This is a genomic window from Pacificibacter marinus (assembly GCF_900109555.1).
Lineage (GTDB): Bacteria > Pseudomonadota > Alphaproteobacteria > Rhodobacterales > Rhodobacteraceae > Celeribacter > Celeribacter marinus_C.
This window is the reverse complement of the sequence record NZ_FNZV01000016.1, coordinates 19067-44249: the sequence shown is the minus strand read 5'-3', so window position 1 is coordinate 44249 and position 25183 is coordinate 19067. Positions and strand designations below refer to the sequence as shown.

21 protein-coding genes and 3 pseudogenes are annotated in these 25183 nt (G+C 53.5%); 11 read left to right on the top strand and 13 right to left on the bottom strand.

Annotated elements, in window-relative coordinates:
• Positions 1-60: 60 nt before the first annotated feature.
• From BM025_RS16685 to BM025_RS16670, 4 genes are read right to left on the bottom strand one after another with little or no spacing between them, the layout of a single operon-like run.
• A complete protein-coding gene (locus tag BM025_RS16685; RefSeq protein WP_085850603.1) occupies positions 61-1326 on the bottom strand; it encodes an ABC transporter substrate-binding protein in 1266 nt (421 codons plus the stop codon).
• 47 nt (positions 1327-1373) lie between these two features.
• Complete coding sequence (locus tag BM025_RS16680) at positions 1374-2432, bottom strand: Gfo/Idh/MocA family protein (RefSeq protein WP_085850604.1); 1059 nt, start codon at positions 2430-2432, stop codon at positions 1374-1376.
• A complete protein-coding gene (locus tag BM025_RS16675; protein WP_085850605.1) occupies positions 2429-3445 on the bottom strand; it encodes a Gfo/Idh/MocA family protein in 1017 nt (338 codons plus the stop codon). Before BM025_RS16675 ends, BM025_RS16680 begins: the two co-directional genes overlap by 4 nt.
• Positions 3442-4494, bottom strand: a complete 1053-nt coding sequence (locus BM025_RS16670; RefSeq protein ID WP_085850606.1) for a Gfo/Idh/MocA family protein — start codon at positions 4492-4494, stop codon at positions 3442-3444. The genes BM025_RS16675 and BM025_RS16670 overlap by 4 nt, the downstream gene beginning before the upstream one ends.
• 109 nt (positions 4495-4603) lie before the next feature.
• Here BM025_RS16670 and BM025_RS16665 point away from each other — a divergent pair, with 109 nt between their 5' ends.
• Positions 4604-5338: a GntR family transcriptional regulator gene (locus tag BM025_RS16665; protein WP_085850607.1), complete on the top strand. Its 735-nt coding sequence runs from the start codon at positions 4604-4606 to the stop codon at positions 5336-5338.
• Between the two features lie 151 nt (positions 5339-5489).
• Here BM025_RS16665 and BM025_RS16660 read toward each other — a convergent pair.
• Positions 5490-5840: pseudogene (locus BM025_RS16660) on the bottom strand (DDE-type integrase/transposase/recombinase); the annotation flags it as partial.
• 13 nt (positions 5841-5853) lie between these two features.
• Between BM025_RS16660 and BM025_RS18990 the strand changes: the two are divergent.
• Both BM025_RS18990 and BM025_RS19240 read left to right on the top strand, forming a co-directional pair.
• Positions 5854-5970, top strand: a pseudogene (locus BM025_RS18990) (IS3 family transposase); the annotation flags it as partial.
• A gap of 713 nt (positions 5971-6683) precedes the next feature.
• A complete protein-coding gene (locus BM025_RS19240; RefSeq protein ID WP_170842218.1) occupies positions 6684-6842 on the top strand; it encodes a hypothetical protein in 159 nt (52 codons plus the stop codon).
• On the opposite strand, the gene BM025_RS16655 is transcribed toward BM025_RS19240, so the two are convergent.
• The 8 genes from BM025_RS16655 to BM025_RS16620 all read right to left on the bottom strand — a co-directional run bounded on the left by BM025_RS16655 (position 6839) and on the right by BM025_RS16620 (position 15827).
• Positions 6839-7600 (bottom strand): SDR family NAD(P)-dependent oxidoreductase, encoded by a 762-nt coding sequence (locus tag BM025_RS16655; RefSeq protein ID WP_211753586.1) that lies wholly within the window; start codon positions 7598-7600, stop codon positions 6839-6841. The genes BM025_RS19240 and BM025_RS16655 overlap by 4 nt on opposite strands.
• A gap of 5 nt (positions 7601-7605) precedes the next feature.
• On the bottom strand, positions 7606-8640 hold the full coding sequence (locus BM025_RS16650) for a zinc-dependent alcohol dehydrogenase (RefSeq protein ID WP_085850609.1): 1035 nt from the start codon (positions 8638-8640) through the stop codon (positions 7606-7608).
• Between the two features lie 12 nt (positions 8641-8652).
• Positions 8653-9750: a mandelate racemase/muconate lactonizing enzyme family protein gene (locus tag BM025_RS16645; RefSeq protein ID WP_085850610.1), complete on the bottom strand. Its 1098-nt coding sequence runs from the start codon at positions 9748-9750 to the stop codon at positions 8653-8655.
• Positions 9747-10748, bottom strand: a complete 1002-nt coding sequence (locus BM025_RS16640) for an ABC transporter permease (RefSeq protein WP_085850611.1) — start codon at positions 10746-10748, stop codon at positions 9747-9749. The genes BM025_RS16645 and BM025_RS16640 overlap by 4 nt, the downstream gene beginning before the upstream one ends.
• Before the next feature lie 2 nt (positions 10749-10750).
• On the bottom strand, positions 10751-11731 hold the full coding sequence (locus BM025_RS16635) for an ABC transporter permease (protein WP_085850612.1): 981 nt from the start codon (positions 11729-11731) through the stop codon (positions 10751-10753).
• On the bottom strand, positions 11728-13245 hold the full coding sequence (locus BM025_RS16630) for a sugar ABC transporter ATP-binding protein (protein ID WP_244515888.1): 1518 nt from the start codon (positions 13243-13245) through the stop codon (positions 11728-11730). Before BM025_RS16630 ends, BM025_RS16635 begins: the two co-directional genes overlap by 4 nt.
• An 80-nt stretch (positions 13246-13325) precedes the next feature.
• Positions 13326-14300, bottom strand: a complete 975-nt coding sequence (locus BM025_RS16625) for an ABC transporter substrate-binding protein (protein ID WP_085850613.1) — start codon at positions 14298-14300, stop codon at positions 13326-13328.
• Positions 14301-14357: 57 nt separating this feature from the next.
• Positions 14358-15827 (bottom strand): aldehyde dehydrogenase family protein, encoded by a 1470-nt coding sequence (locus BM025_RS16620; protein ID WP_211753583.1) that lies wholly within the window; start codon positions 15825-15827, stop codon positions 14358-14360.
• Positions 15828-16018: 191 nt separating this feature from the next.
• On the opposite strand from BM025_RS16620, the gene BM025_RS16615 reads away from it, so the two are divergent.
• The 8 genes and pseudogenes from BM025_RS16615 to BM025_RS16580 all read left to right on the top strand — a co-directional run bounded on the left by BM025_RS16615 (position 16019) and on the right by BM025_RS16580 (position 24906).
• On the top strand, positions 16019-16732 hold the full coding sequence (locus tag BM025_RS16615; protein WP_244515887.1) for an FCD domain-containing protein: 714 nt from the start codon (positions 16019-16021) through the stop codon (positions 16730-16732).
• Positions 16733-16742: 10 nt separating this feature from the next.
• On the top strand, positions 16743-18362 hold the full coding sequence (locus BM025_RS16610) for a GMC family oxidoreductase (RefSeq protein ID WP_085850614.1): 1620 nt from the start codon (positions 16743-16745) through the stop codon (positions 18360-18362).
• Positions 18363-18519: 157 nt separating this feature from the next.
• A pseudogene (locus BM025_RS19770) lies at positions 18520-19345 on the top strand (IS110 family RNA-guided transposase); the annotation flags it as partial.
• Positions 19346-19728: 383 nt separating this feature from the next.
• Positions 19729-21033, top strand: coding sequence for an extracellular solute-binding protein (locus tag BM025_RS16600; protein ID WP_085850615.1), 1305 nt, complete (start codon positions 19729-19731; stop codon positions 21031-21033).
• 63 nt (positions 21034-21096) lie between these two features.
• Positions 21097-21978 carry an ABC transporter permease subunit gene (locus BM025_RS16595; RefSeq protein WP_085850616.1) on the top strand — a complete coding sequence of 294 codons (882 nt, stop codon included), beginning with the start codon at positions 21097-21099 and terminating at the stop codon, positions 21976-21978.
• Positions 21979-21987: 9 nt separating this feature from the next.
• Complete coding sequence (locus BM025_RS16590; RefSeq protein WP_085850617.1) at positions 21988-22860, top strand: ABC transporter permease subunit; 873 nt, start codon at positions 21988-21990, stop codon at positions 22858-22860.
• A 10-nt stretch (positions 22861-22870) separates the two neighbouring features.
• Entirely contained in the window at positions 22871-23917 is a 1047-nt protein-coding gene (locus BM025_RS16585; protein WP_085850618.1) for an ABC transporter ATP-binding protein, read from the top strand.
• A complete protein-coding gene (locus BM025_RS16580) occupies positions 23914-24906 on the top strand; it encodes an endonuclease/exonuclease/phosphatase family protein (RefSeq protein ID WP_085850619.1) in 993 nt (330 codons plus the stop codon). Before BM025_RS16585 ends, BM025_RS16580 begins: the two co-directional genes overlap by 4 nt.
• Positions 24907-25183: the final 277 nt, after the last annotated feature.

The following is a 25183-nucleotide window of genomic DNA, read 5'->3' as shown; positions in this document are numbered from 1 at the left end:
ACAGGTGTCAATGCTGCATGGCCCCGCATGGCCATGCAACGTATCATTTAGTCGTGCGGCTTACTTGGTTTCGGCGATGGCTTCGGCGAGATCGCCTTTCGCTCTTTCCATAGCTTCATCAACAGTCAATTCGCCAACGATTGCTTGGGTCACACGCTGCACCGTGATGTTAAACATTGCACGGTTGCCTTTGTAACCTTGGTACTGAAACGCAGGAGCTTCGAGTTTTGCAACTTGAGCACCCCAAGCATTCAGCGCAGCAGCCGCCGGTGCGGATGCATCCGCATAGTCAACGCCAGCCGCAGCAACGCCTTTGTGTGCCGGAATGTTGTTCGTGCGTGCAGACATCTGCGCATAGACCTCTTCACGCGCGAGGTAATCGATCAGTTTCGCAACGGCTTCGGGATGTTTGGTCTGTTTGAACCCAACAACGCCAGATCCGCCCGGCATGCCGGTGCAACCGCCCTCGCCACATGGGGAACCAACAACTTGCCAGTCAAAAAGATCACCGATTTCGGAGTCAAATTGTGACACTTTCCAGCTTCCTGCAAAGTAATAAACCAATTCACCATTGATGAACTCGGCAGAGGCGTCTTGGTACGAATTGCCACCACGGCCAGCCCAAACGTCTTTCGCCATCGTGCCATCTTCATGCCATCCAACGAATTTTTCGACAAACCCTTTAAAGCCGTCGTCAACTAGGATGGGTTCCCCTGCATCGTCAAAGTATTTCGCGCCATATGAAATGGCGGGACCCGCGATACGGTGACCAGACCGGTCCATCGCCATCGGGAATGTGGTCCCTGTCTTTTCGGCAACTTCGCGCGCCGCAGCGGCCCAATCATCCCAAGACGCGTCTTCCGCAGGGACAGCAACACCCGCTTGGTCAAAGAGCGTTTTGTTGATGTAGGGACCGGTCACTGTCAGCTGCCAATGCAATCCGTAAATGCCGTCATCCTGTGCACCTGCACGATACCAGTTCAAGATATCGCCAAAGCTGTTTTCCCAATACGGGCGATCAACATAGGGTGAGAGGTCAAGGTAGTATTCGTTCAGACCACCAAGATCGGTGACAACCGCGATGTCAGGACCCGTGCCTGCAGCAAGCTGCACCGGCAGGCTGTCAAGAATGGCCTGATAGGGCACTTTGTCCATCACCACTGTGATGCCCTCATTTTCGGCTTCGAAACCGTCAAGCAGGCCGTCGATCACGGCACAATCATCGCCATCCGAAAAGCACATAAATTTGAGCTCTTGCGCGGATGCGGCCCCTGCGGCCAGCATCAATGCAGCTGCAGAAACGGCTGTTTTTACTTTATAGTTCATTTGGGTCTCCTCCCCATTTTCTGTTGGTTTGATCGTTTTTTATTGGATCAACTCGGCAGCCAACCACTGCAAAGCGGATCCTCTTTTTCGATCGGAAGTTGCACCAATTTGCCCCGCCGAGCAGATGCATAGATGGCCGTCACCAACTCAATTGAGCGACGACCGTCTTCGAAGGTCACTTCAGTCCCTCCTTGGCCTGAGATCGCATCAGCGATCGCATCTAGAAATCCTGTGAACCCAGACAGTGCGGCTGGAACTGTGGCCAAAACTTTGTCCACATCGTCTTGGCGAGTTGCCCCACGCGCGGTAAAGTTCCAAGCGCCTTGTGCAGGTGTGTAGGGGTCAGATCCGCTTTCGGCTGTCAGACCCTCAAAGCAGAACTTCAACCGCGATGTATCGGGCGCTGCGCCCAAAGTGACCGAGCTCGTTACCAATGCACCGCTTTGCATACGCAACGAGAGAGCGGCGCAATCCTCGACTTCGATGTCGTTTACGCGGGTGTCAGTAAGGGCAAAGACCTGTTTCACTGGGCCCAAGACCTTGCACAAAATGTCATGAGAATGAATGGCATGACCGAGCAAAACGCCACCGGATTCGCCTTTCCAAGTGCCTCGCCAAGGCACTGTGTAATAGTCGCTTTCGCGGTTCCAATGGGTCTCGGCACTGGCGACAAGGGCCTTGCCGGCCAGGCCAGCGTCACACAAAGCGGTGAGTTGAGCAAAGGCCAATCCAAAGCGGTATTGGAACACAGGAAAGACCTGACCACCGGTTTTGTCAATCGCGGCTTGGATCTGATCGACCTCGGCGAGTGACCGGCTAATGGGCTTTTCGCAGATAACATTTTTGCCCGCTTCCAACGCCTGAATGACGACGGAGGCATGAAGATGCGGAGGCAGGCAGACATCGATCAGATCGATATCCGGGTCAGACATAACATCCGCCATGTCAGTGACAATTTGGATGTTACTCTCCGGTCCTGCCGCCGCGGTAGCCCGGGAGGGATCTAAATCACATATGGTTTTGACGCTGAACCGCTCTGGCAGTGCTCGATATCCTGTGAGGTGTTGTTGGCCGATGCCCGCGCCTAAAATTGCAACTTTAATCATGATTGGCGCTCCTCAGCGAGGTGCTGGGCCCGCAGGGCAAGTTCGCAAACCTTAAAGGTATGGGCCTGCGTCATGGTGGTTTCGGTCCGGTTGCGGATGTCATCTATCAGACGTGGGAAATAGGGCAAACCTGCGTCAGCGGCGCAGATTTTTTCACAACGTGTGCCGTTCACCAAAATGACATGGTCGCTGCTATCGGCCCCGCCCACATCGACATATTTGCGCAACTCGATGTAGCCTTCGGTGCCCAAAATCGTCAAACGGCCATCGCCCCAAGACGGCAAGGCATCTGGCGTATACCAATCAAGGCGGATGTATCCGTGACCGTTTTCGCTGCGCAATGCGATCTCGCCAAAATCATTCAGCCCCGGGGTCTCGGGGTTCGCATAATTGCCAACAGTCGCCATCGTGATCTCGGCATCCGTTGAGCCGGTGAAAAACAAAAACTGGTCGATCTGGTGACTGCCGATATCGGTGAGAATGCCACCATAGGCGTTTCGATCAAAGAACCAGTCCGGCCGTGTCGCACGATTTAGCCGATGCGGGCCAAGACCAACAGTTTGAATGACCTTGCCAATGGCGCCATCGGCGACAAGTTCTGCGGCTTTGGTGACCGAAGGCACCTCAAATCGTTCGGAAAAGTCGATTGTCCAGATGCGTTTGGTGCGCGCGACACAGGCCTGAATGTCCTTGAGCTGATCGAAGGTCGTGCAGCCCGGTTTGTCGCTCATGACGTCTTTGCCAGCATCCATCGCCTGAATGGCCCAAGCCGCCCGATCGCTCGGAATGCCCGAGAGCATGACCAATTCGATACTTGGATCGTCCAACAATTCCTGCGCGGTTTTGACCCTCGGCACATCGGGAAATCGTTTGATGAAGCCTTCGGTTGGTTCAGGATTGCCTTCGGTAAACCAGCCAACGAACTCTGCGCCAGCATCAATCATATTTTGAGCCATGCCAAAGATATGACGATGGTCGATTCCGATCGCGGCAAATTTGAGGGGGGTGTTCATGTGTTCAAATACTCGATTGTTCCGCGCGTGGACGAGCGCGTTATTGCATTGATGAGGTTGTGGGCCGCCATGGCGTCTTTGCCCGATGCAAGGGGCTGTCCTGCCTTGGCGATGGCATCATGGAAATCTTCGATGACGGATTGATGCCATGCGTGGGTAAAGGCCATCGGATCGGCGCCGCCGCCCGTTGAGGCCGCGTCCCCGTGGGTGCTTTGGTCGCCATCGCGTCTATTGACGCGCAGCTGACCCGATTCCAAATGCAACGTTGCATGTTCAAAATGCAGCGTGATCGATTCCGCGCCACCCGGATAGCTTGCAGTGCTCGCCACAAGTGATCCAACAGCGCCGTTGGCAAAGTCCAAACCTGCCACGACGAAATCTTCTGACTCCATTTGGTGAAACTTGGTGGTTTTCGCCATCGCGCGGACAGAGTTGACAGGCCCTGTTAGGCTCAACCCAAGATCGATCGTGTGGATCGCTTGGCTGATCAAAACACCGCCGCCGTCGCGTTCATAGGTGCCGCGCCCGGGCTCGTCGTAATAGGCTTGTTCGCGCCACCATGGCACATTCATCTCAACCAGACCAAGCTCACCCAACTCTCCCGAGCGAACCATCTGTGCTGCGATCATCGAGGCAGACCGCGCCCGATGTTGAAAGACGATCCCAAGCGTCACGCCTGCCTGTTCACACAGATCCACGATCTGTTGGGCTTCTTCGGCGGTCCGGCCAATGGGCTTTTCCAACAAAATATGTTTGCCAGCTTTCGCCAGAGGTGCGATCAATTCAAGACGCACATTGGGCGGGGTTGCGATTATGACAAAATCGATGTCCGCATCATCGGCGATGGCCTCGACAGATTTATAGGTGATAACGTCTTCGCCAAGTCTGGCAGAGGCATCTTTTGCCAAAGCTGCGGCGCGTTCATTTGAGCGTGACGAGATACCTTTGAGGCGCAATTTTGGTGCCGCATCGATGCAGGCATCAACATGGGTTTTGGCGACCATGCCCGCCCCGATGAGAGCGATTATTGAGCGTTTCATCTTTGTCATTTTCAACCCATGTGTTAACGTTTCTCTCAGAGAGCATACCGGTATACAGGTTGTCAACACCTAAGTAATTCGCCATACAGATCATAGAACAGGCGCGTTGGAGCACAAAATGAACAAGAAACTGAACAAAAGAGCAAAGGTCGTTTTGTTGCCGCAGCGCCATGTTCAAAAAATTGATCCACAGCGTCCGGCGGCAGAACAAATAGCAGCGTCTTTGAAATCTGCGATCTTGGAAATGAGCCTAAAACCGGGGCAAATCATCTCTGAAACAGAGGTCGGAAATCTCTACGGAGCGTCACGCACACCTGTGCGAGAAGCGTTCACATGGCTCAGAGACCAAGGTCTGATCGTGACGTTGCCCAGCCGTGGAAACTACGTTTCAAAGCTGTCGATTTCCCAAATTGAGGGCGCACAATTTGCCCGCGCATCGCTAGAGGTGGCTGTCGCAGAACGCCTATGCGAAAAGGGGTTTTCGCCTGACACCTTGCATGAAATCGAAGCCAACCTCGCATTGCAGCAAGAGGTGGTGACCTCGGGCATCGGTGCGGGTTTCACCACCTTGGATGACAACTTTCACTTGGCCCTTGCCGATGCGGTCGGGCATCCGCGCATTTCCGATATCATCCAAAGAGAAAAAAGCTACTTGGACCGTCTACGCTTTTTGTCGGTCAACAACATGGCGCATATCGCGGAGCTGGCCGAAGATCATAGAAACATCTTTGACGCCATTCGCAGCGGCGATAAAACAGCCGCACGCAGATTGGTCCGCCAACACCTTCACCGCGTCCGCGAAACCCTCTCGCAATTTTGCATAGAACAGCCTGAGTATTTCGACGACGAATGACAGTCTCAGGCATCTGTCTTTGCACGACACGATGGTGCGGCATTTTGAAAGCTCTGGCTCGGGTCCAAAGGGTTTTGGCCGTGAACAGCCCTGCGAAAGGCATTGCCAAGTTGATTTCGGTTATTTGAGACAGCTACTTCAGCATAAATTATTACGGTTTCATCTCAAAAGTATAGTCCGTCCAGAGGCTGAAGGCATCTGCTCGGGAGTGGCGATATGATTGCGCAGATAGACGGTATCGTCTGGGCAGAAGATGGCGTTAATTTGATCATGCGCAAACAAAAAGCGTTGCGCTTGCCGAGGTGATTTAAAACGGCCCATTTTTTTTCTCGCGCTTCCTAGTCGGCCTGTGCGATCCCTCGATAAGATTATTCAACCCTTTGTGCGCTCTGTGATCAACATCGGGCAGGACATGTTTTGCAGCAGCGCCATAACTGCGTAGCTTATCGGTAATGATGACCCTTGGAATACCGTATTGCGCAATCAATCGAGTGAAGAAACGATCTTGCCGATCGCGCAAAACCAGAGAAGATGCAATATCTGACGTGTTCGATTATATCGAGATGTTCTATAACCCAAAGCGCAAACACGCTAAGAATGGGATGCTGTCACCAGCGGACTTTGAAGGACAGCACGCAAGGTGTAGATATGCCGTTACTCCTGAGACATTTCCGTTAACCTCCCAGACTTGGGAAGAAGGAGATGTTCATGAACAAGGATCACCGAGCGTTGCCGCACTAAGCGCCGCTTTCTATTGAGGCGGCCAGTAGCTTCCAGCCCAAATGGCAAGTGCCGCACTTCAGGCAGCGTTAGTTTAAGTAACTTTGGCTAGAGGCCGAGATGCGTGCAGCTACCCTGAGCAATATTCAATAAATATACAGGGCTGACGTTCTTTGCTTGGGCAAATGGAGGCGAGTAGGAGAATCGAACTCCTGTACACGGATTTGCAATCCGCATGCAGTGCAGGAAAAAATTAGAAATTGCGGCTTTGCTTTGTGAAGTTACAATGATGCAAAGTACCGCGTCTAAATCTGCATAACAAACTGCATACCATATAGGAGGTTGTTCCACGCAAGTTCTTGATATTAAATATATTGCATCTGCGTCCCTTCGTCTCCGCCACAATTTGGCGCTAATCGGTTGTTCCTAGACAACATTTAAGGTTATCTCTTGTGCTAGCCCCACATATTTTTTTGATAGAAAATTGCCACTTGATGCGCAGTGGTGAGTTGGTTCTAATAATATCACGACGTTAAAATCGGTTCCTCCGTTGATGTGAGGGACTTTATATCAAACTGTTTTTTTACATAGGACGTGTTTAAAACCCTTTCATAGGGGTATTGCCATGTCTTCCACCTCTGACAAGTATACCAAACAAGATACACTTCTGGGCGACGTCGATGGTGCGTTGGCCTCGGAGCCGTCCCCACAGTCCAATGTGGACGCGACTAACGCGACTAACGCGCCACGCGCGCCGACTGGCGCACGTGCTAATCTTATTTAACGCCCCATCCAACCGCCGTCGACGAGCATGATGTGGCCGTGCATATAAGATGCAGATTCGGAGGCGAGGAAAACGGCGGGGCCCGCAAAGTCGATCGGTTTACCCCAACGCCCTGAGGGGATGCGCGACAGAATGGCGGCCGCACGCTCGGGATCTTTGCGAAGCGCCTCGGTGTTGTCGGTGTCGATGTAACCCGGGGCGATAGCGTTTACGTTCACACCCTTGGACGCCCATTCGTTGGCAAAAGCCATTGTAAGCTGCCCAATCCCGCCCTTCGATGCCGCATATCCCGGCACTGTTATCCCTCCTTGGAAGGTCAACAATGACGCTATAAAAATGACCTTGCCCGAGCCACGTTCGACCATGGTTTTACCGATGTCGCGTGTGATGATGAACTGCGCGTTCAGGTTGACCTCGATCACCTTGTCCCACATCTCATCGGGGTGTTCTGCGGCAGGGGCACGCAGGATGGTGCCAGCGTTATTGATCAGAATGTCGATCTGCGGGTTCTCGGCGAGGACCTTGGCGGTGAAAGCCTTCACGGCGGCACGATCAGAGAAATCACAAGCGTAGCCAGTGAACTTGCGGCCCAGCGCCGCGACAGCCCTTCCAACATCTGAGCCAGCTGGATCAAGCGAAGCACTGACCCCGATGATATCTGCACCAGCTTGCGCCAAGGCCTCGGCCATGCCGCGCCCGATACCGCGTTTGGCACCCGTCACGAGGGCGGTTTTGCCTGCAAGATTAAAGCGGTCCATAACGTTCATTTAACGTCCTCCGACATGCGGATCATTGATTTCATTGCGTTGGGATTCTGGGTCAATGTCTCGAACGCGGCTTGAATATCATCTAGGCCCTGAATGTCGGTGATGAAGCTATCGCAGTCCACGACACCTTTGGCGAGCAGGGCCATCGCCGCGTCGTAATCCTCGGGGCGGTAGACACGCGCGCCGATCAGATCAAGTTCGCGCCAGAAAAATTGGAACATATCAATTGTCGGTTTGCTTGCGTGTATTGCGACCATAACGATGCGGCCGCGCGTGGCCGCGGCGGCAGTCATAAGATCGACGCCTGGCTGGGTTCCGGAAACCTCAAACACAACATCCGCGCCTTTGCCGCCTGTCGCGTCATGTATGGCTTTGGCCACATCGAGCTCTTTTGGGTTCATCACGTTGAAGCCAATGCCGCGTGCGTATTTCAGACGGTTCTCGTTGATCTCGGAGATCGTAACATTTGCACCCGCGTCACGGGCGACCATGGCGACTAGCATACCGATGGGGCCGCCGCCGATGACAAGGATGTCTTCGCCAGTTTGGACCTTGCCGCGCGACACATCGTGACAGGCAACGGCGAGTGGCTCGATGAGGGCGGCGTGTGACAAGTCGAGATCATCTGGCAACACGTGGATCGTATGGGCAGGGACGTTCCATTTTTGCTGGAAGGCACCAGTACTATCAATGCCGATGAACTTGAGTTTGTGGCAGATATGCTCGTGACCTGCCCTGCAAGCAGGGCAATCGCCGCAATGATCGAGAGGGCGGACCACGATATGTTGGCCCGGCTTAAGACCTGTTACGCCGCCGCCAACAGCCGCAATTACGCCCGACATTTCATGCCCGATGGTGCGTTCTAAGCCCACGCGACCATCCATATGGCCCAAATAAATGTGCAGGTCGGTGCCGCAGATACCACAATATGCAACATCAATTTGGACCTCACCTTTGGCAGGGGGCGGCGTCGTCACGTGTTCAACTGTGAATGTTTTATTGCCGCGATAGACGGCTGCTTGGGTGGTCATGGGCGTGTCCTTTTAGGATTCTAATATGTTGGCAGCGTCGAGTTTCTGCCAGTTGAATGTGACACCAATGCCAGCCACATCGGGGGCCACGGCAAGGTGGTTTTCCACCAATAAAGGCCGCGTGGTGTATGCGTCGATTGGGAAGGAATGAACCTCGATCCAGCCTGCATTTTTCTGACCTGCTACGAGGCTGACGTGTAACTCTTGCATGCCATGGCTACAGATTGGCACTCCCGCCTTTTCCGCACGTTCGGCGACCTGAAGGAAGCCTGTTATGCCACCGCAATTGGAAGCGTCAGGTTGGATGAAGCTGAGGTTTGACTGCGCGAAAGCGTATTCAAATTCGTGGATCGTATGAAGGTTTTCGCCCATTGCGAGGGGCATACCTGTGGCCGCGCTGATCTTTGCGTATCCTGCGTATTCATCTGGAATCGTTGGTTCTTCGAACCAAGTGAGGTTAAAGGGTTTAAAGGCATTTGCGGCTGTAATTGCCTGCTCGACGCTCATGGAATAGTTCGCGTCTACCATGAATGTGATGTCAGGGCCGATAAGGTCGCGCACTGCTTTGATCCGCGCGATGTCTTCTTCGAGCGTCGGTTGGCCGATCTTGATTTTTACACCGTTAAAACCGCGATCAAGGTAGGACTTGATACTGTCCAGAAGCTTGGGCAATGGAAAGCCAAGGTCGATGCCGCCGCAGTAAGCCTTACAGGTTTTAGCAGCCCCACCCGCCATTTTCCAAAGCGGTTGGCCCGTACGTTTGCCGCGCAGATCCCAGAGCGCAATATCGATTGCAGAGATAGCAAAGGAGGCGATGCCACCGCGTGCGACGTAATGCACATGCCATTGCATCCCGTCGTAAAGCGCGCCGATATCGTCCGCTGACTGACCGATCAGGAACGGGGTTAGGTCATGGGTGATCATGGCTGCAATTGCATGCCCACCTTTGCCGCCCGTATAGGTGTAGCCAGTGCCAGACGTGCCGTCCTTAAGATGCACAGTCGCTGTGATCAATTCGAAGAAATGGTGGTCGCCGTGTTTTGCGTCGACCAAAACCTCTACCAGAGGGATGTGGAACAGGCGCACGTCGATTGATACGATCTGGCTCATGCTGAAGCTCCTTTGGATTTGCGGCCTTTGGTCATACGGGTTTGAAATAGGATGACTGCAAAGAGGAACGCGCCCCGGATCACCATTTGCCAATAAGCGCTAAAACTGATTGTGCCGCGACCGTTCTCGAAGTTGAGGATATTGAAGACGAGGCCAAGAAGAAGCGCGCCTGCGACTGTGGCAGGGATTGAGCCAAGACCACCCGTCAACAGTGTGCCGCCAACGACGACGGCAGCGATGGCAGAGAGTTCCCATGCCACGCCTTCAAGGGGTTGGCCTGCCCCGAAACCAGAGGCAAGGATCACACCCGCGAGTCCTGCACAACCGCCAGAGATTATATAGACAAATGCCTTGGCGCGATTGACCTTGAGGCCCATGAGTTTGGAAGCATCTTCACCGCCCCCGATGGCCAGAATGGTGCGACCAAGAGATGTCATTTCGAGCACAATCCAAAGCGCTATACCGACGATTGTGACGATGATAATGGACCAAGGGAAGAGGTCGAAGGCTTTGTTCATGCCCATGTTCGTAAAGTTTGACCCCCAATCGACCGCGACTGTGGATGCGCCAGAAATAACCAGAGCAGCCCCTTTCGCGCCGAGCATTGTTGCCAAGGTCGCGATGAAGGGCGGGATGCGCAAGGCAATGATACAAAAGGCGTTGAAGGCCCCGAAAGTCATACCGACAAGAAGCGCTAACGGTAAAGCGACCTCTAAGCCATAGGGCGAAAGATAGGCGGCGATGACCGATGAGAACGCAGCGACAGAGCCTACCGAGAGGTCAATGCCACCAGTGATAATGACAAAGCACATGCCAAGTGCAATGACGATGAACATTGAATTGTAGTTCAGGAAGGAACCGAAATTGTAAGATCCACCGAAGTTGTCATAGCGCAGAATGCCAAATACGATGAGGGCAAGAAGGGCGATCCAAACGGCGACCGATTGAGAATTACGCTGTACATATTTGCGCAGATCAAAGGCGTCAGAATTCAACATGGTTATTCCTTCCGGGCTTGCTGCACATAGACGGCGACAAGGATGATGCCTGCCTTGGCGATAAGTGCGACCTCGTCTTGAACGCCATTTGCGAGCAATGTATATTTCACTAATTGAATGATGACCGCGCCAAGGATTGCGCCGAAAATCGGGGCACGCCCGCCTTGCAAAAGAGCGCCACCAACCACGGCTGCTGCGATGGCATCGAGTTCCATCAAACTGCCGTTGCGGGCCGCATCCGAGGCCGAATTAATGGCCACTACGATCAACCCTGCAAGGCCTGCAAGTGCGCCGCAAATCATATACACACCGATTTTCACGAGGGCTACGGGGCCACCAGAAAGTTGTGCCGCGCGTTCGTTGCCGCCGATGGCAAGTACGTAGCGGCCAAATGTGGTGCGTGAAATGATGAAGTAAAGGAAGATTGCGATACCAATGGCGAGCCAGCCTTGGAATGGTAGACCAAGAACTTTACCTGTGCCGAGATAGCTAAAGTGCGGATTGGTGAAGGTTTGTAGATTGCCGTTGGTCAACACCTGCGCGATGCCACGTCCCGAAATGAAGAGGATCAGCGTGGCGATAATCGGTTGCACGTTGAGTTTCGCCACCATGATGCCGTTGAATAGCCCGCATGCAATGGCGACGAGCATCGGCAATGCGATAGCCAAGGTTACGCCCAGTGCAGGGTTTGCCGCGCCAAACTCTGACAGGAAAATGAGTGGCGCCAATGCTCCTGCAAGCGCCATGATCGCCCCGACCGAGAGATCAATCCCTCCTGTTGCGATGACAAGCGTCATACCCATCGCGACGATGGCGATGGTCGCGACCTGGCTGATGTTTACGAAGAGTGTTTGCAGTTGCAAGAAATTTGGCGTGAAGGCCATGTTGAACAGCAGGATCGCTAAAAGGGCAACGATGCCGCCGTGGCCATGCACCAGCTGTCGAACGCTTTTGCGCCGCGTTTCAGTAATGGTCGTGCTCATGCGGAAGCCTCGCTTGTTTGGGCCAAAGCCTGTACCAATTTATGTTCTGTAACCCCTGGATTGGTGAGTTCAGTTATGCAGCGTCCTTCGTTAAGGACGACGATACGGTCGGCGCCTTCGACCAATTCTTCGAATTCCGAACTGATCAGGACCACGCTATAGCCGCGATCCACGAAGTTGCGGATGATAAGCTGAATTTCACGTTTGGCACCAACGTCGACGCCGCGAGTAGGCTCGTCGAGGATCAGGATATCGGGTTCAATCGCGAGCCAACGCGCGAGCAAAACCTTTTGCTGATTACCGCCAGAGAGTTCGCGGATGGGTTGTTCCATATCGGCGGTTTTGATGCCTAGCGCGTCAATATAATGTTGGACGATTTTACGTTCGCGGGCGCGGTCGATCTGGCCGCCTTTGGTCATGCGCGGGAGCAGCGCAAGCGTCATATTTTCGCGCACGGACATGTCGGGGATTATACCCTCTGCCTTGCGGTCTTCAGTCAAATACCCAAGTCCTGCGGTGATTGCATTGGCGGGTTGTGAGGGCGCGGGAGCTCCTTTGAGGGAAATGGTTCCGCGCCGCAAAGGATCAACGCCAAAGAGCGCGCGCGCGGCTTCTGTCCGTCCAGCGCCGAGCAGGCCGCCCAACCCGACGATTTCCCCACGGTGTAAAGTCATGTTGAATTTCGTCAGACGTGGGCCAGTGGCAACGTCTTTCGCCTCAAGCAATATATCGCCTTTTTTCGCAGTGCCGCCGCCAAATTCGGTCATGCCAGCCTCGGTGATTTCGCTGGTGTCGCGGCCTAACATACCTGCGATAAGATCAAGCTTTGTGGTTTCTGCGAGCCTTGCGCAACCAACGGTTTTGCCGTCGCGCATGGTGGTGACGCGATCGCAAATCTCGAAGAGCTCATCAAGGAAGTGCGACACGTAAAGAACGGAAACGCCTGCCTCACGAAGGCTGCGTACGACGCCAAACAGTGTTTTCACTTCAGAGGAATCGAGCGAAGATGTCGGCTCGTCCATGATAACCAACTTGGCATCCAGCGAGACTGCACGGGCGATGGCGACCAGTTGTTGGATGGCGGTGGAATAGCTTCCGAGCGGCATTTTCACATCAATATCAATGCCAAAGCGGGTCAGAATTTCGCGGGTGCGGGCGTGAGCCGCGGGCCAATCAATGAAAGCGCCGAACCGTTTCGGCTCGTATCCCATCATCACGTTTTCCGTGACAGAACGAAGCGGAACCAACGTGAGTTCTTGATAGATCGTCGCAATCCCCGCGGCTTGGGCCTCGCGCGGGTTCGTCAAAACGCTGTCGTGTCCGTTAAAGGTAATCTTGCCGTCGTCGCGGCGGTAAACGCCTGTCAGCACCTTGATCATGGTTGATTTTCCAGCGCCATTTTGACCGATCAATGCGTGGACTTCGCCGCGTTCAATTTCTACGGATGCCCCAGAAAGGGCGGGTACACCGTTAAACGCTTTTTGAATCGCGTTCATTTCTAGCAGGACAGTCATGGTCGTCGATCCTTTGGGTGAAAAGGGATAGTGAAAGAGCGCGTCAGAGACGGCGCGCCCTTTCGGCAGAAAACAGGTGCTTAATATGCTGCGTCGATGTTGTCGGCTGCATTATCGATTGTGAAAATTCGGTCACTGACCTGAACCCAAGGCTCAATCGTTTCGCCGGCGGCGTAACGCTTCATGGTGTCACACGCGAGCGGACCAAAGAACGGCGAACTTTCAACTGTCACACCCATTTTACCGTCGAGGATCGCCTGAAGCGCGTCACGTGTACCGTCGATAGAAACGACGAGAACGTCTTCGCCCGGCTTGCGACCTGCAAGCTCAAGTGCTTTGATCGCACCGATCGCCATTTCGTCATTGTGGGCGTAAACGATGTTCACGTTTGGGTGCGCTTGCAACAATGTTTCCATGACCTGACGGCCCATATCGCGCGCAAAGTCGCCAGTTTGGCTGGCCACAATTTCGAAACGCGGATCAGCAGCGATTGCATCATCAAAACCTGTGCGGCGATCATTGGCTGGTGAAGAGCCAGTCGTGCCTTCCAGCTCAACGATCACGCCTTTTTCGCCTTGGAAGTTCGCGATAGTCCATTCAGCGACCTGCTGTCCTTGCTTGATGAAATCGGAGCCAAGGAAGGCCACGAAGTCAACACCAGCCACAGCCGCGGCTGGATCAACCGAACGATCCACGAGGAATGTTGGGATGCCCGCAGCTTGGGCGCGTTTTACGGCTGGGATCAGTGGCTTTTCTTCGCGCGGAGGCAGGAACAATACGTCGATGCCCTGTGCGATCATACTTTCAACGTCGGCAACTTGCTTTGCGGCAGAGCCGGCAGCGTCTGTTGAAATGAGCTCCCAGCCACAGCTTTCAGCGGTATCAACGAATGATTTGGATTCCGCGATGCGCCAAGGGTTGTTAGATTCCATCTGCGCAAAACCGACCTTATAGGTGTCTTGCTGCGCCAATGGGGGCAGACCCTCGGCAAATGCCATGGATGATAGACCAAGGCTAATCACTGTAGCACCGAGTAGGATATTTCTACGTTTCATGTTTGTGTTCCTCCACAAAGTTGCACTCGGGCTCCTCCCCTCGCGCGATTGATAGGGTTACCCCCAGTTCAGATATGTCGTTTGCTTGCGCAAATATCCGTCGAACCCGTATTTGCCGTCCTCACCGCCAAGGCCGGATTGACCCCATCCAGTGTGAAAGCCCTGAATCGCTTCGCCATTCGTGCGATTCATATAGATTTCGCCGCACTTCAGCGCGTAAGGCGCTCGTGCAATGTCTTTGAGCGAATTGGTGAAAAGGTATGCTGACAGACCAAGCTGTGTGTCATTGGCATGGGCAAAGGCTTCGTCGAGACTGTCCACACGCAAAGCTGTTGCGACGGGGCCAAAGACCTCTTCATGCATCAACGGCGAGGTGTTGTTTTTCACCTCGATAACCGTCGGCGCATACCAGTGACCTTTGGCGTAGTTTCCAGTCGTAAGCGGACCGCCTTCGAGCAAGATTTCTGCACCGTCAGCGACGCCCCGCGCAACGATCTCGGCAACTTTGGTGACCTCAAGTCCGCTGACCTTTGGTCCCATATCGACATCCGTGAGTGGGTCGCCAATTGTGAGGGCCATGGTGGAGGCGGTAAATTTCGCAAGGAATTCATCCGCGATATCACGGTGTAGATACATGCGCTCATTGCAGGTGCAAATCTGGCCACTGTTGGTAAAACGTGCCGTCACAGCGGCCTTTACTGCGGCATCAATATCGGCATCTTGCATTACGATGAAGGGTGCCTTACCGCCAAGTTCAAGCCGCAGAACCTTGATCGCGTCTGCACCAGCGCGATAGATTTCACGGCCTGCGCGGGTGCTGCCTGTCATTGTGACAAGCCCAGTCAGCGGGCTTTCGACCATAGTTTGACCGACCACGCGCCCGCGTCCCGTGACGACGTTGAGAACGCCAGCAGGGAAGCCGACCTCTGACGCCAATTGCGCAAGTGCAAGGCCGGAAAACGGAGTGATTTCATGGGCGAGCAAGACGAACGTGTTGCCCGCGATCAATGCCGGTCCCATCTTGCGAGCGGCCAATGCGGCGGGGTAATTCCAGGACGTCAGCCCAACTACGACACCATAAGGATGCCTGCGAATGTGGATTTCCTCATTGGCATTGTCGGAGGTAATGATGTCGCCTTCGATACGGCGGGCGTTGCCCGCGGCGTATTTGAGGAAGGTCACGACAGCCCCGATTTCGCCGCGTGCCTGAGTCAACGGCTTGCCCTGCTCGAGCGTGACGAGGCGCGCGAGAGCTTCGCTTTGGGCGATAACAGCATCGGCGAGTTTGGTGATCAAAGCGGCTCGCTCAATGGCGGGACGTGCGGCCCAGCGAGGTTGTGCGCGATGTGCAGCCGCGACTGCGGCAAGTGCGTCTTGGGATGTACCCTCAACAATAGTGCCTAGGATTTCTTCGGTTGCGGGGTTTTCGACGGCAATCACTTCACGCTGATCATTCGGCAGCCATGCCCCATCGATGAACATCTGCCCATCGATATGGCTCTTACTGATAGCGCGAAAGTCGAACATGAGAATCTCCATTTTTGGTAGGACCAAACTAAGATCATGACAATTTTCATGTCAACAAGAATCTTAAAATCGCAAAAAATAGCCATTTTTTGGCACTATTTCGATTTATCTTGCGTTCGTCAGATTTTTTTGGTCTGCTCAAACTGTATTTAAGTGCCCATGTAAGGGCAGTAGCGCCAAGGGTTTTGAAATTGACTGATATTCACCTCGATAGCGCCAAGTCGCGTGCTGCAGATCCAGTGATCGCGCAACTTGAGCAACAAATTCTCTCTGGCAAGTTGGTGAATGGTGCGCCTCTGCCAGCTGAGCGGGATTTGATGGAAGACTTTGGTGCGAGTCGCACGGTTATCCGCGAAGCTATAATTGCGCTGTCGAACCGGGGCTTGATCGAGAGTAAACCGCGATATCGCCCGATTGTACGCAAGCCAGACTATGAAACGGTGCTAAATGCCACTGGCAAGATCGTTCAGAACCTGTTGACCGAAACGGGCGATGTCAAAAATCTATATGACAGCCGCGTGTTTATTGAGCGGGGTTTGGTGCGCGAGGCCGCACTTACAGCAACCAAGGATAACATTGCTGATTTGAAAGCGGCGATCGCGGCCAACGAAGCTGCGATCTCGAATTCTGTGGCATTTTACGAGACTGATGTTGCGTTTCACGGAGTGCTTTACCGTATCCCCAACAACCCCATCTTTCCTGCGATACATATGGGATACACCGCGTGGCTCGCCCCGCATTGGGATAAAATGCTGCGATCGCCCGAGCGTAATGAGCTGAATTTTCACGCCCATGAAGCGATTTTAGGCGCCATTATGGAGCGTGATCCCGATGCCGCAGAAGCGGTGCTCAAGTCCCACCTTGATGCCGCATGGGAGCATGTGCGCACCACATTTACATCATAGGATAAGAGCGATGACCGAGTACGATTATATCGTCATAGGTGGAGGTTCTGCGGGCTGTGTGGCTGCTGCGCGATTGGTTGCTGATAGTGGCGGCACGGTGTTGTTGCTTGAGGCTGGTCACTCGAACCGTCACCCGTTGCTCGACATGCCGCCGGGTATTTTCAAGATGATCAATGGCTCTAAGTTCATGCGCTATCATCGCACAACACCGCAGGCGCATTTGGACGGACGCGTACATGACATCCCCCAAGGCAATGTTCTGGGTGGTGGGTCGTCGGTGAATGCGCAGGTTTATATGCGTGGGCGTCCTGATGACTATGACCAATGGAACGAGATTTTGCGTGGGAATAACGACGGGGTCGGCTGGGGGTGGAAAGATGTACTGCCACATTTCATACGCGTGGAGAGCAACAATCGGTTGGCCAATGACTTGCACGGTGTTGATGGGCCTTTGCAGGTTTCAGATCCTGGTCATATTGATGATACGTCACGTTGGTTTGTGCAGGCTGTGCAGTCCTTGGGCGAGCCGCTTAACCCTGACTTTAACGGGTCGACCCAGCGTGGTGTTGGCTTTTACCAGTTCACTAATCGCAAAGGGAAACGCAGCTCGGCGGCATATGCGTTTATCTCGCCGCAGCTAAAGAACCCGCGACTGACTTTGAAGTTGGGAGCACAGGTAGACCAGATTATTATTGAGGACGGCCGCGCGGTTGGCGCGACATACCGTGATGTGTCGGGCACCCACGAAGTTCGCGCGAGGCGTGAGATTGTTTTGGCTGCGGGTGCGTTGGTGACGCCTAAGCTGTTGATGCTTTCAGGGATTGGTCCAGGGGCACATCTTACGGAACACGGCATTGAGGTGAAGGCGGATCTTGCTGGCGTAGGACAGAATTTGATCGATCATCCGGAGGTACCGATCACGGCTTATGCCAATGGGCGCTACGGCTATTACAAGCAGGGTGTTGGTTGGCGGATGATCCGCAACGGCCTGCAATTCAAAATGTTTGGGTCTGGTCCTGTCACGTCTGCGGGTGTCGAGGCAGGGGCTTTTGTGAACCCTGACAACCCAAAGGAACCTCCCTCGATCCAAGCGTTCTTCGTGCCAATTGTGTATCTCGACCGGGATGCGAAAGTAGAAATGAAGGACGGTTACGGCGTTACGATCACGACCGTTGTTGTAAAACCCAAGTCACGTGGCGAAGTGCGGCTGGCGTCATCTCATCCAAACGATATGCCCTTAGTCTCTCCAAATTTACTTAAAGATCCGACTGATATGGCGGCGATGGTTGCTGGGCAACGTTTTTTCTTGAGAGCAATGGAGGCTGAGCCACTCGCGGAGCACATAAAGAAGGTTGTTGTGCCGACCCCAAATGACACCTCAGACAGGGCACTGACTGCCCACTGCAAACGCTTTGTGAAAACCAACTACCACCCTGCCGGCACAGCAAAAATGGGTGCCGATGGCGACAAGATGGCAGTGTTGGATGCGCAAATGCGTGTGCGTGGTATCGACGGTTTGCGGGTTTGCGACATGTCAGCAGTGCCAAACATCAACGCCGGCAACACGAACGCACCTGCTATGATGCTGGGAGATCGATGTGCCGATCTTATTTTGGGACGGATCGGATAAATAACCAAACTAAGCTTGTTCACAGCATTAACAGGTTTTCAAAGACGGCCTTTCTGCATGATACAGATGCAACATGGATATTTAACCAGAAACCAACCATCGAGCCAGACATTCGCACAACGAAATCGAACGGCAGCAGAGTTCGCGACTCATGCAGTTCTTCACCAAATTGGAACCCTGTCTGATCGGCATGGAGGCATGCGGGTCCAGCCACTATTGGGCGCGAGAACTCACCAAGCTTGGGCACGATGTTAGGTTGATCCCGGCCAATTATGTGAAGCCTTATGTCAAACGCGGCAAGTCTGACGCCAATGATGCTGAAGCTATCTGTGAAGCGGTAACACGCCCGACGATGCGGCTTGTTGCGCCCAAGTCTGAGGAACAGCAAGCCGTATTATTCCCGCATCGCGCGCGATTTGATCGTCAGGCAGCGAACGCAACTGAGCAACATGCTTCGCAGCCTGCTGGCCGAGTTTGGTGTCATCATTCCACAAGGAACTGGAGCAGCGGTCAAATACGCGAAAGGTGTTCTCGAAGGAGAGAAACCCGCCCTACCACAGATCTCAGTCGATGTTCTGAGACAACTCAGCCACCAACTTATCGCGATGCATCTAAGGTTCCCTTGGTACGAGATACGCATGCGGCTTCATTCGAAACTGGACAAACGCGTTATGCTGTTGCGCACGATCCCAGGCGTTGGGCCCGTCACCGCGTCAGCCATTGTTGCCACAGTTGGCGACGCTAAGCAGTTCAAGAATGGTCGGCAATTCGCGGCATGGTTAGGTTTGACACCATTGAATTTGTCCAGCGGCGGAAAGGAAAGATTAGGGCGGATTACAAAAATGGGCGACCGCTACATTCGGCGTCTTTTAGTGACCGGCATGACAGCGCGATTGCGGCAAATGAAAGTGAACCCTGATCGGGTCGACCCATGGGCCATCGGTCTTCTTGAGCGCAAACCTGCTCGATTGGCGACTGTGTCTGACGTCAGCGCCTCTGGATCCAAATTGGGTGATTTGCGACGAGAGTGTATTGGTATTTGGTGAGCAATTTCCCATTCTGATTTGATGCCGCCTCACGCTCGATCGTGTTGACGATCTACTCTTTGTCATGGGGTGGATTGTCATCTAATCCAAAAATCACGAAAGAACACAACCGTTACATAACATTCATATCGCCGTTACATAGCCCCCATAAACACCGCTTATGCGTATCGCCGCACGAGCAGAAAGCAATCTGCTTCATTAGTTGAGAACCAAAACGGCGGGGCCGACTGGTCCTGCCTGCTGTAGGCGCGTGCCTTTCTTTTGGCCGTGCCGCTAATTTTCTATGCCCATCAGGGTATCGATCAAACTGGAGCTATTCTATGACCCGCCTATCAATCCTTGGCGCTGCTGCCCTGTCCGTTGTGGCAAATGGCGCATTCGCACAAACAGAAATTTCTTGGTGGCACGCTATGGGCGGCGCCCTGGGTGAAACTGTAAACCAGATCGCAACTGACTTTAACGCCAGCCAATCTGAATACAAAATCACACCTGCTTTCAAAGGCACATATGAAGAAGCCCTGACCGCGGGAATCGCAGCCTTCCGCGCAGGCGAACAGCCAAACATCTTGCAAGTGTTCGATGCTGGTGCGGCCACTGTGATCGGCGCAAAAGGGGCGACTGTTCCTGTGCAAGATTTGCTGACTGAGAATGGCGTTGATTTCGACATCAACGACTACATTTCTGGTGTGCGTTACTTTTACGCGGACAGCGATGACAAAATGATCGGCATGCCGTTCAATTCATCTTCCCCTATCATGTACTACAACATGCAAGCGATGGAAGCTGCTGGTGTTGAAGCGCCAAAAACATGGGAAGAGTTTGAAACTGTGACAGCGCCTGCGCTTGTTAAAGCCGGCTACACACCTTTGGCACAGTCGCACTCACCTTGGATCTTTGCCGAGAACTTCATGTCTCGCCACAACCTGCCATACGCCACAAACGACAATGGCTACACTGGCACAGACACCGAAATCTTAATCAACGCCCCTGAGATCAAGATGCACTGGACACATGTGAAAGAATGGCTTGACGAAGGCTATTACGCATGGTTCGGCGCTGGCTGGAACGACAACCAAAAACCTTTCGAAGAAGGTAAAGTCGCGATCTGGCTTGGTTCTTCTGGCTCATTCGGCGGCCTGTCCCAATTGGACCTGCCATTTGAATTCTCTGCGACCTACCTGCCTTACTGGAAATCTGTCACAACGGAGCCTAAGCAAACATTCATCGGTGGCGCTGCTTTGTTCGCGATGTCTGGTAAATCTGCTGAAGAAAACAAAGCGACAGCTGCGTTCTTTCAATACCTTACATCGCCTGAAGTTCAGTACATGTGGCACCGTGAAACAGGCTATGTGCCAGTCACAGTTGCAGCCTACGACATGGCAAAAGAAGACGGTTACTACGACCGTAAACCTGCTGCCGAAGTTGGCATCAAGCAGTTGTCTTTGCCTGCTGGCGAATACACCAAAGGCTACCGCATGGGCTTCTACGTTCAAATCCGTGACGTGATGAACCGTGAATTCGGTCGCATCTTGGGTGATGAAACCTCTGTAGACGACGGTTTTGCAACCATCGAAACAGAAGCAAACGCCTTGCTTGCACGCTTTGCAAAAACACAAGCGAACTAAACATCGCACATATCAACCTGATGGCCGCCTTTCGCGGCCATCAGCGTTTTCGGAAGGATCCCCATGAAACGCGCCGTTTTTGCCAATCGTTGGTTGCCGATTTTGTTGCTTGTGCCGCAGGTCGTCATCATCGGTATTTTCTTTTACTGGCCTGCCATTCACGCGCTCAGGTCATCGTTTTTCCTGCAAGACCCATTTGGTTTTGGGGAAACATTTGTCGGGATCGAAAACTACACATCGTTGTTCCATTTGCCGGCCTATGGTCGTGCTGCGATGTTCACCGTTTCATTCACGTTGCTGGTCACAATTTTGTCTCTCAGCATCGCTTTGTTGTTTGCTGTGAAAGCGGACAAAGTGCTGCGCGGCGCCAAAACATACCGCACGCTTTTGATGTGGGTCTACGCCGTGGCCCCGCCTGTGGCCGGTGTGATCGGCATCATTTTGTTCAACCAAAGCTGGGGGCCGCTTACGGATCTGTTTAAGTTTTTTGGCTGGGACTTCGCGTTGGGGGTCAACTACTATGACACCGCCTTTGCGATGGTTCTGATCGCGGTTTGGAAGCAAATTCCGGTCAACTTCATCTTTTTCCTGTCAGGTCTGCAATCCATCCCCAAATCCGTGCGCGAAGCTGCGATGATCGACAACAGATCCGCCTCTGGCCGCTTTTGGGATGTGACATTTCCTTTGCTGGCACCAACAGGGTTCTTTTTGCTGATCACCAACATCACCTATTCGCTGTTCGACACCTTTGGCATTATCGACACCGTGGTTAAAGGCGAGCCGGGCAATAACCCGATGACCCTTGTTTATAAAATCTACGTTGATGGGTTCCGTGGCAATGACCTTGGTGGATCGTCTGCGCAATCGGTCATTTTGATGGTGCTCGTTTTGGCGATGACTGTTGTGCAATTCCGGCTCGTTGAACGCCGCATCCATTATACGTAAGGGCAGATTATGACGACCAACACTTCCCCCCGTCGCCGCCTCAAGCTGTCTGTGGTGCTTGACCATAGTGTCTTGATCATTGGGGCCGCCTTTATGATCGTGCCGGTTTTGATGTTACTGCAAATGACCACCGTGGCCGATCTGATCAACATGAAAACCGGCCCAAGTCTGATGATCGGTGATCAGCTTGACGACAACTTTATGAAAGCCATGTTCAAGGCCGATGGTTTTGCGGGTGACAACACTGGCCTGCGTATGTTGATCAACTCGTTGATCCTTGGGCTTGGCTTTGCTGCAGGTAAAATCGTGCTGGGCATGATGGCCGCCTATGCGATCGTGTATTTTCGCATGCGCTTTGCCACTTTGGCGTTTTGGATCATTTTCACCACGCTGCTTTTGCCGCTCGAAGTGCGGATCTTGCCGTCTTACGAGATCGTGCAAAAGCTTGGCATGCTCAACACCTTTCACGGCTTGATAGTGCCGCTGATTGCCTCTGCTACTGCGACGTTCTTTTTTCGTCAGTTTTTCCGCTCAATCCCTGAAGAGCTCGTCGAAGCAGCGCGCATAGACGGGGCAGGGCCGGTCAAGTTTTTCATCGATATTTTGGTGCCTTTGTCCCAGACAATGATCGCCGCAATGTTCATCATCATGTTCGTCTATGGCTGGAACCAATATTTGTGGCCCACCATGATCACCACCGATGAAGATATGTTCACGCTTGTGCGTGGGATCAAACAAATCGCTCAGTCACAAGAAGGCACCACACTGCCGGAATACGGGCGGTCCAATATGTTGGCGCTCATCGCGATTTTGCCCCCCGTTCTCGTCGTTGTCTTCTTCCAAAGCTGGTTCGTCAAAGGTTTGACGGAATCGGATAAATAAGGAAATTTTTATGGCTCAGGTCACTCTGTCCCAGATCTCTAAGGTCTACCCAAACGGCGCTAAGGCCGTGAAACCTGCAAGTTTCGATATCCCCGATGGCGAATTTGTGGTGCTTGTCGGCCCCTCTGGCTGCGGCAAATCTTCGATGCTGCGAATGATCGCAGGCTTGGAAGACATCTCAACCGGTGATTTACACATCGGCGAGCGAAGGGTGAACGATCTTGATCCTGCCGATCGCGATATCGCGATGGTGTTTCAAAACTACGCGCTCTATCCTCATATGACAGTGCGTAAAAACATCGGTTACGGCTTGCAAAACCGCAAGATTGCCAAGGCTGAAATCAACCGCAAAGTGGCCGAAGCATCCGCTTTATTGAACCTTGACGACTATCTTGATCGCAAGCCCAGCCAACTGTCTGGCGGCCAACGTCAACGTGTTGCTATGGGGCGCGCGATTGTGCGTGATCCTGAACTGTTTTTGTTCGACGAACCTTTGTCCAACCTTGACGCCAAACTGCGCAATCAGATGCGGATCGAGATCAAAGCCCTGCAACGTCGCTTGGGCGTAACAGCAGTGTACGTGACCCACGATCAGGTCGAAGCCATGACCATGGCCGATCGTATTATCGTGATGAATGCGGGCAATATTGAACAAATCGGCACGCCTTTCGAGGTCTACAACAGGCCTGCGACCACATTCGTGGCCTCTTTCATGGGCGCGCCACCGATGAACCTGATGGAGGGCACCATTACGGATGGCCAAGTGCGTATCGGCGATTTGGTCGTGGCGCAAAACCTTGATCATCCCGCAGGCCCTGTCACCGTTGGCATTCGGCCCGAAGACATCATTCCCGATGCCGCAGGGCAGATGAAAATCGAGGTAAGCCTTGTGGAAGAACTCGGCGCGCATCGGTTGTTGCACGGCACTTTGGGTGGTCATCCGTTGAGCGTTTATGTCAGCAAAGACAATGAGGTACGTCCCGGTGTGTTGCATGTGTCGCTGAAGCAAAATGCTGTGTCTTTGTTCGGAAAAGACACAGGGGCACGACTGTCATGACATCCCTGTCCGAGCTTCCGCTCGTCACTAAGGCAGACAAAGCTCGAATTCTTGCTGCGCCCCGCACAGCAGTTGCGCACCGCGATTTGCTTGAGTCGTTGCCAGCAATGAATGCAGTTCAAACCGGCGGCGCGGCGTCTGGATCAGTGCTTCCTGCTGAACTGTCCGTCGTGGCGTGGAACGTTGAACGCGGGCTGTTTCCTGATGAGAACGCCGCCTTGCTGGCGCCGTTTGCGCCGGATGTTGTTTTGCTGTCCGAGGTTGATCACGGCATGGCGCGCACCAGCCAAAACCACACCACCGCTGACATGGCGGAGGCGCTCAACATGACCTATGCTTTTGGTGTTGAATTTCTGGAACTTGATCTCGGCGGGGCGACAGAGCGCGCCTTTTGCACCGATGATTGCAACGCCCGTGGCTGGCATGGCAATGCCATTCTGAGCACTGTGGCGTTCGATGCCGTGACAATGATCCGGCTTGATGATCATGGCCACTGGTTTTCGACTGATGAGCTGGACGCGGATCTAAGCCAACCCCGTGTGGGTGGACGCATGGCGCTGGCAGCGATTGTGCCGCGTCAAACGGGGGCGGTCTGTGTGGTCTCGACCCATTTGGAAAGCAATGCTGACGCAGATCACCGCGCGGGCCAGTTTGATCGCTTGATGGATGCGATCGATGCCTTTGCACCGGGATTGCCGGTCATCATTGGCGGCGATCTCAACACCGGCAACCATCTGCCGCCGGATTTTGACTGGCGTAATGAAACCCTTTTCGCCAATGCAGAGGCGCGCGATTATGATTGGGATGCGACACCCGCCGGTATCACCACCCGCCCCAGTTTGATCACGCCTCATCCCACACGCCAAATGAAGCTCGATTGGTTCGCTCTGCGTGGGGTTTCATTCGTAGACAAAGCGCTTATCCCTGCAGTGGCAAAAGACGGAAAGCCTCTGTCCGATCACGACGCGATTTGGTGCTTTATTTCATAAAGCTGGCCTTAGTCACCGATAGAAATGTTTTCACGGCGCGGGTCAGCGCCGGATATTCAGGTGTCGCCCACCAAAACCGCTGGAAGGAAGGGCGTTTTAACATTTCGACTGAATGACTGCTTTTTCGTTGCTATTGATTGTTTCGCTACCGCAGCGAAAGTCTCTTTCCCGCCCGTTGTGTCGATCGACATCAACGGCCCATTCCGGTCATTCGTGCTAAGCGCGGCGAACGGCAACTTTGAGCCCATTTCCTCGATGCCGCAGCAAGAAAGAATGT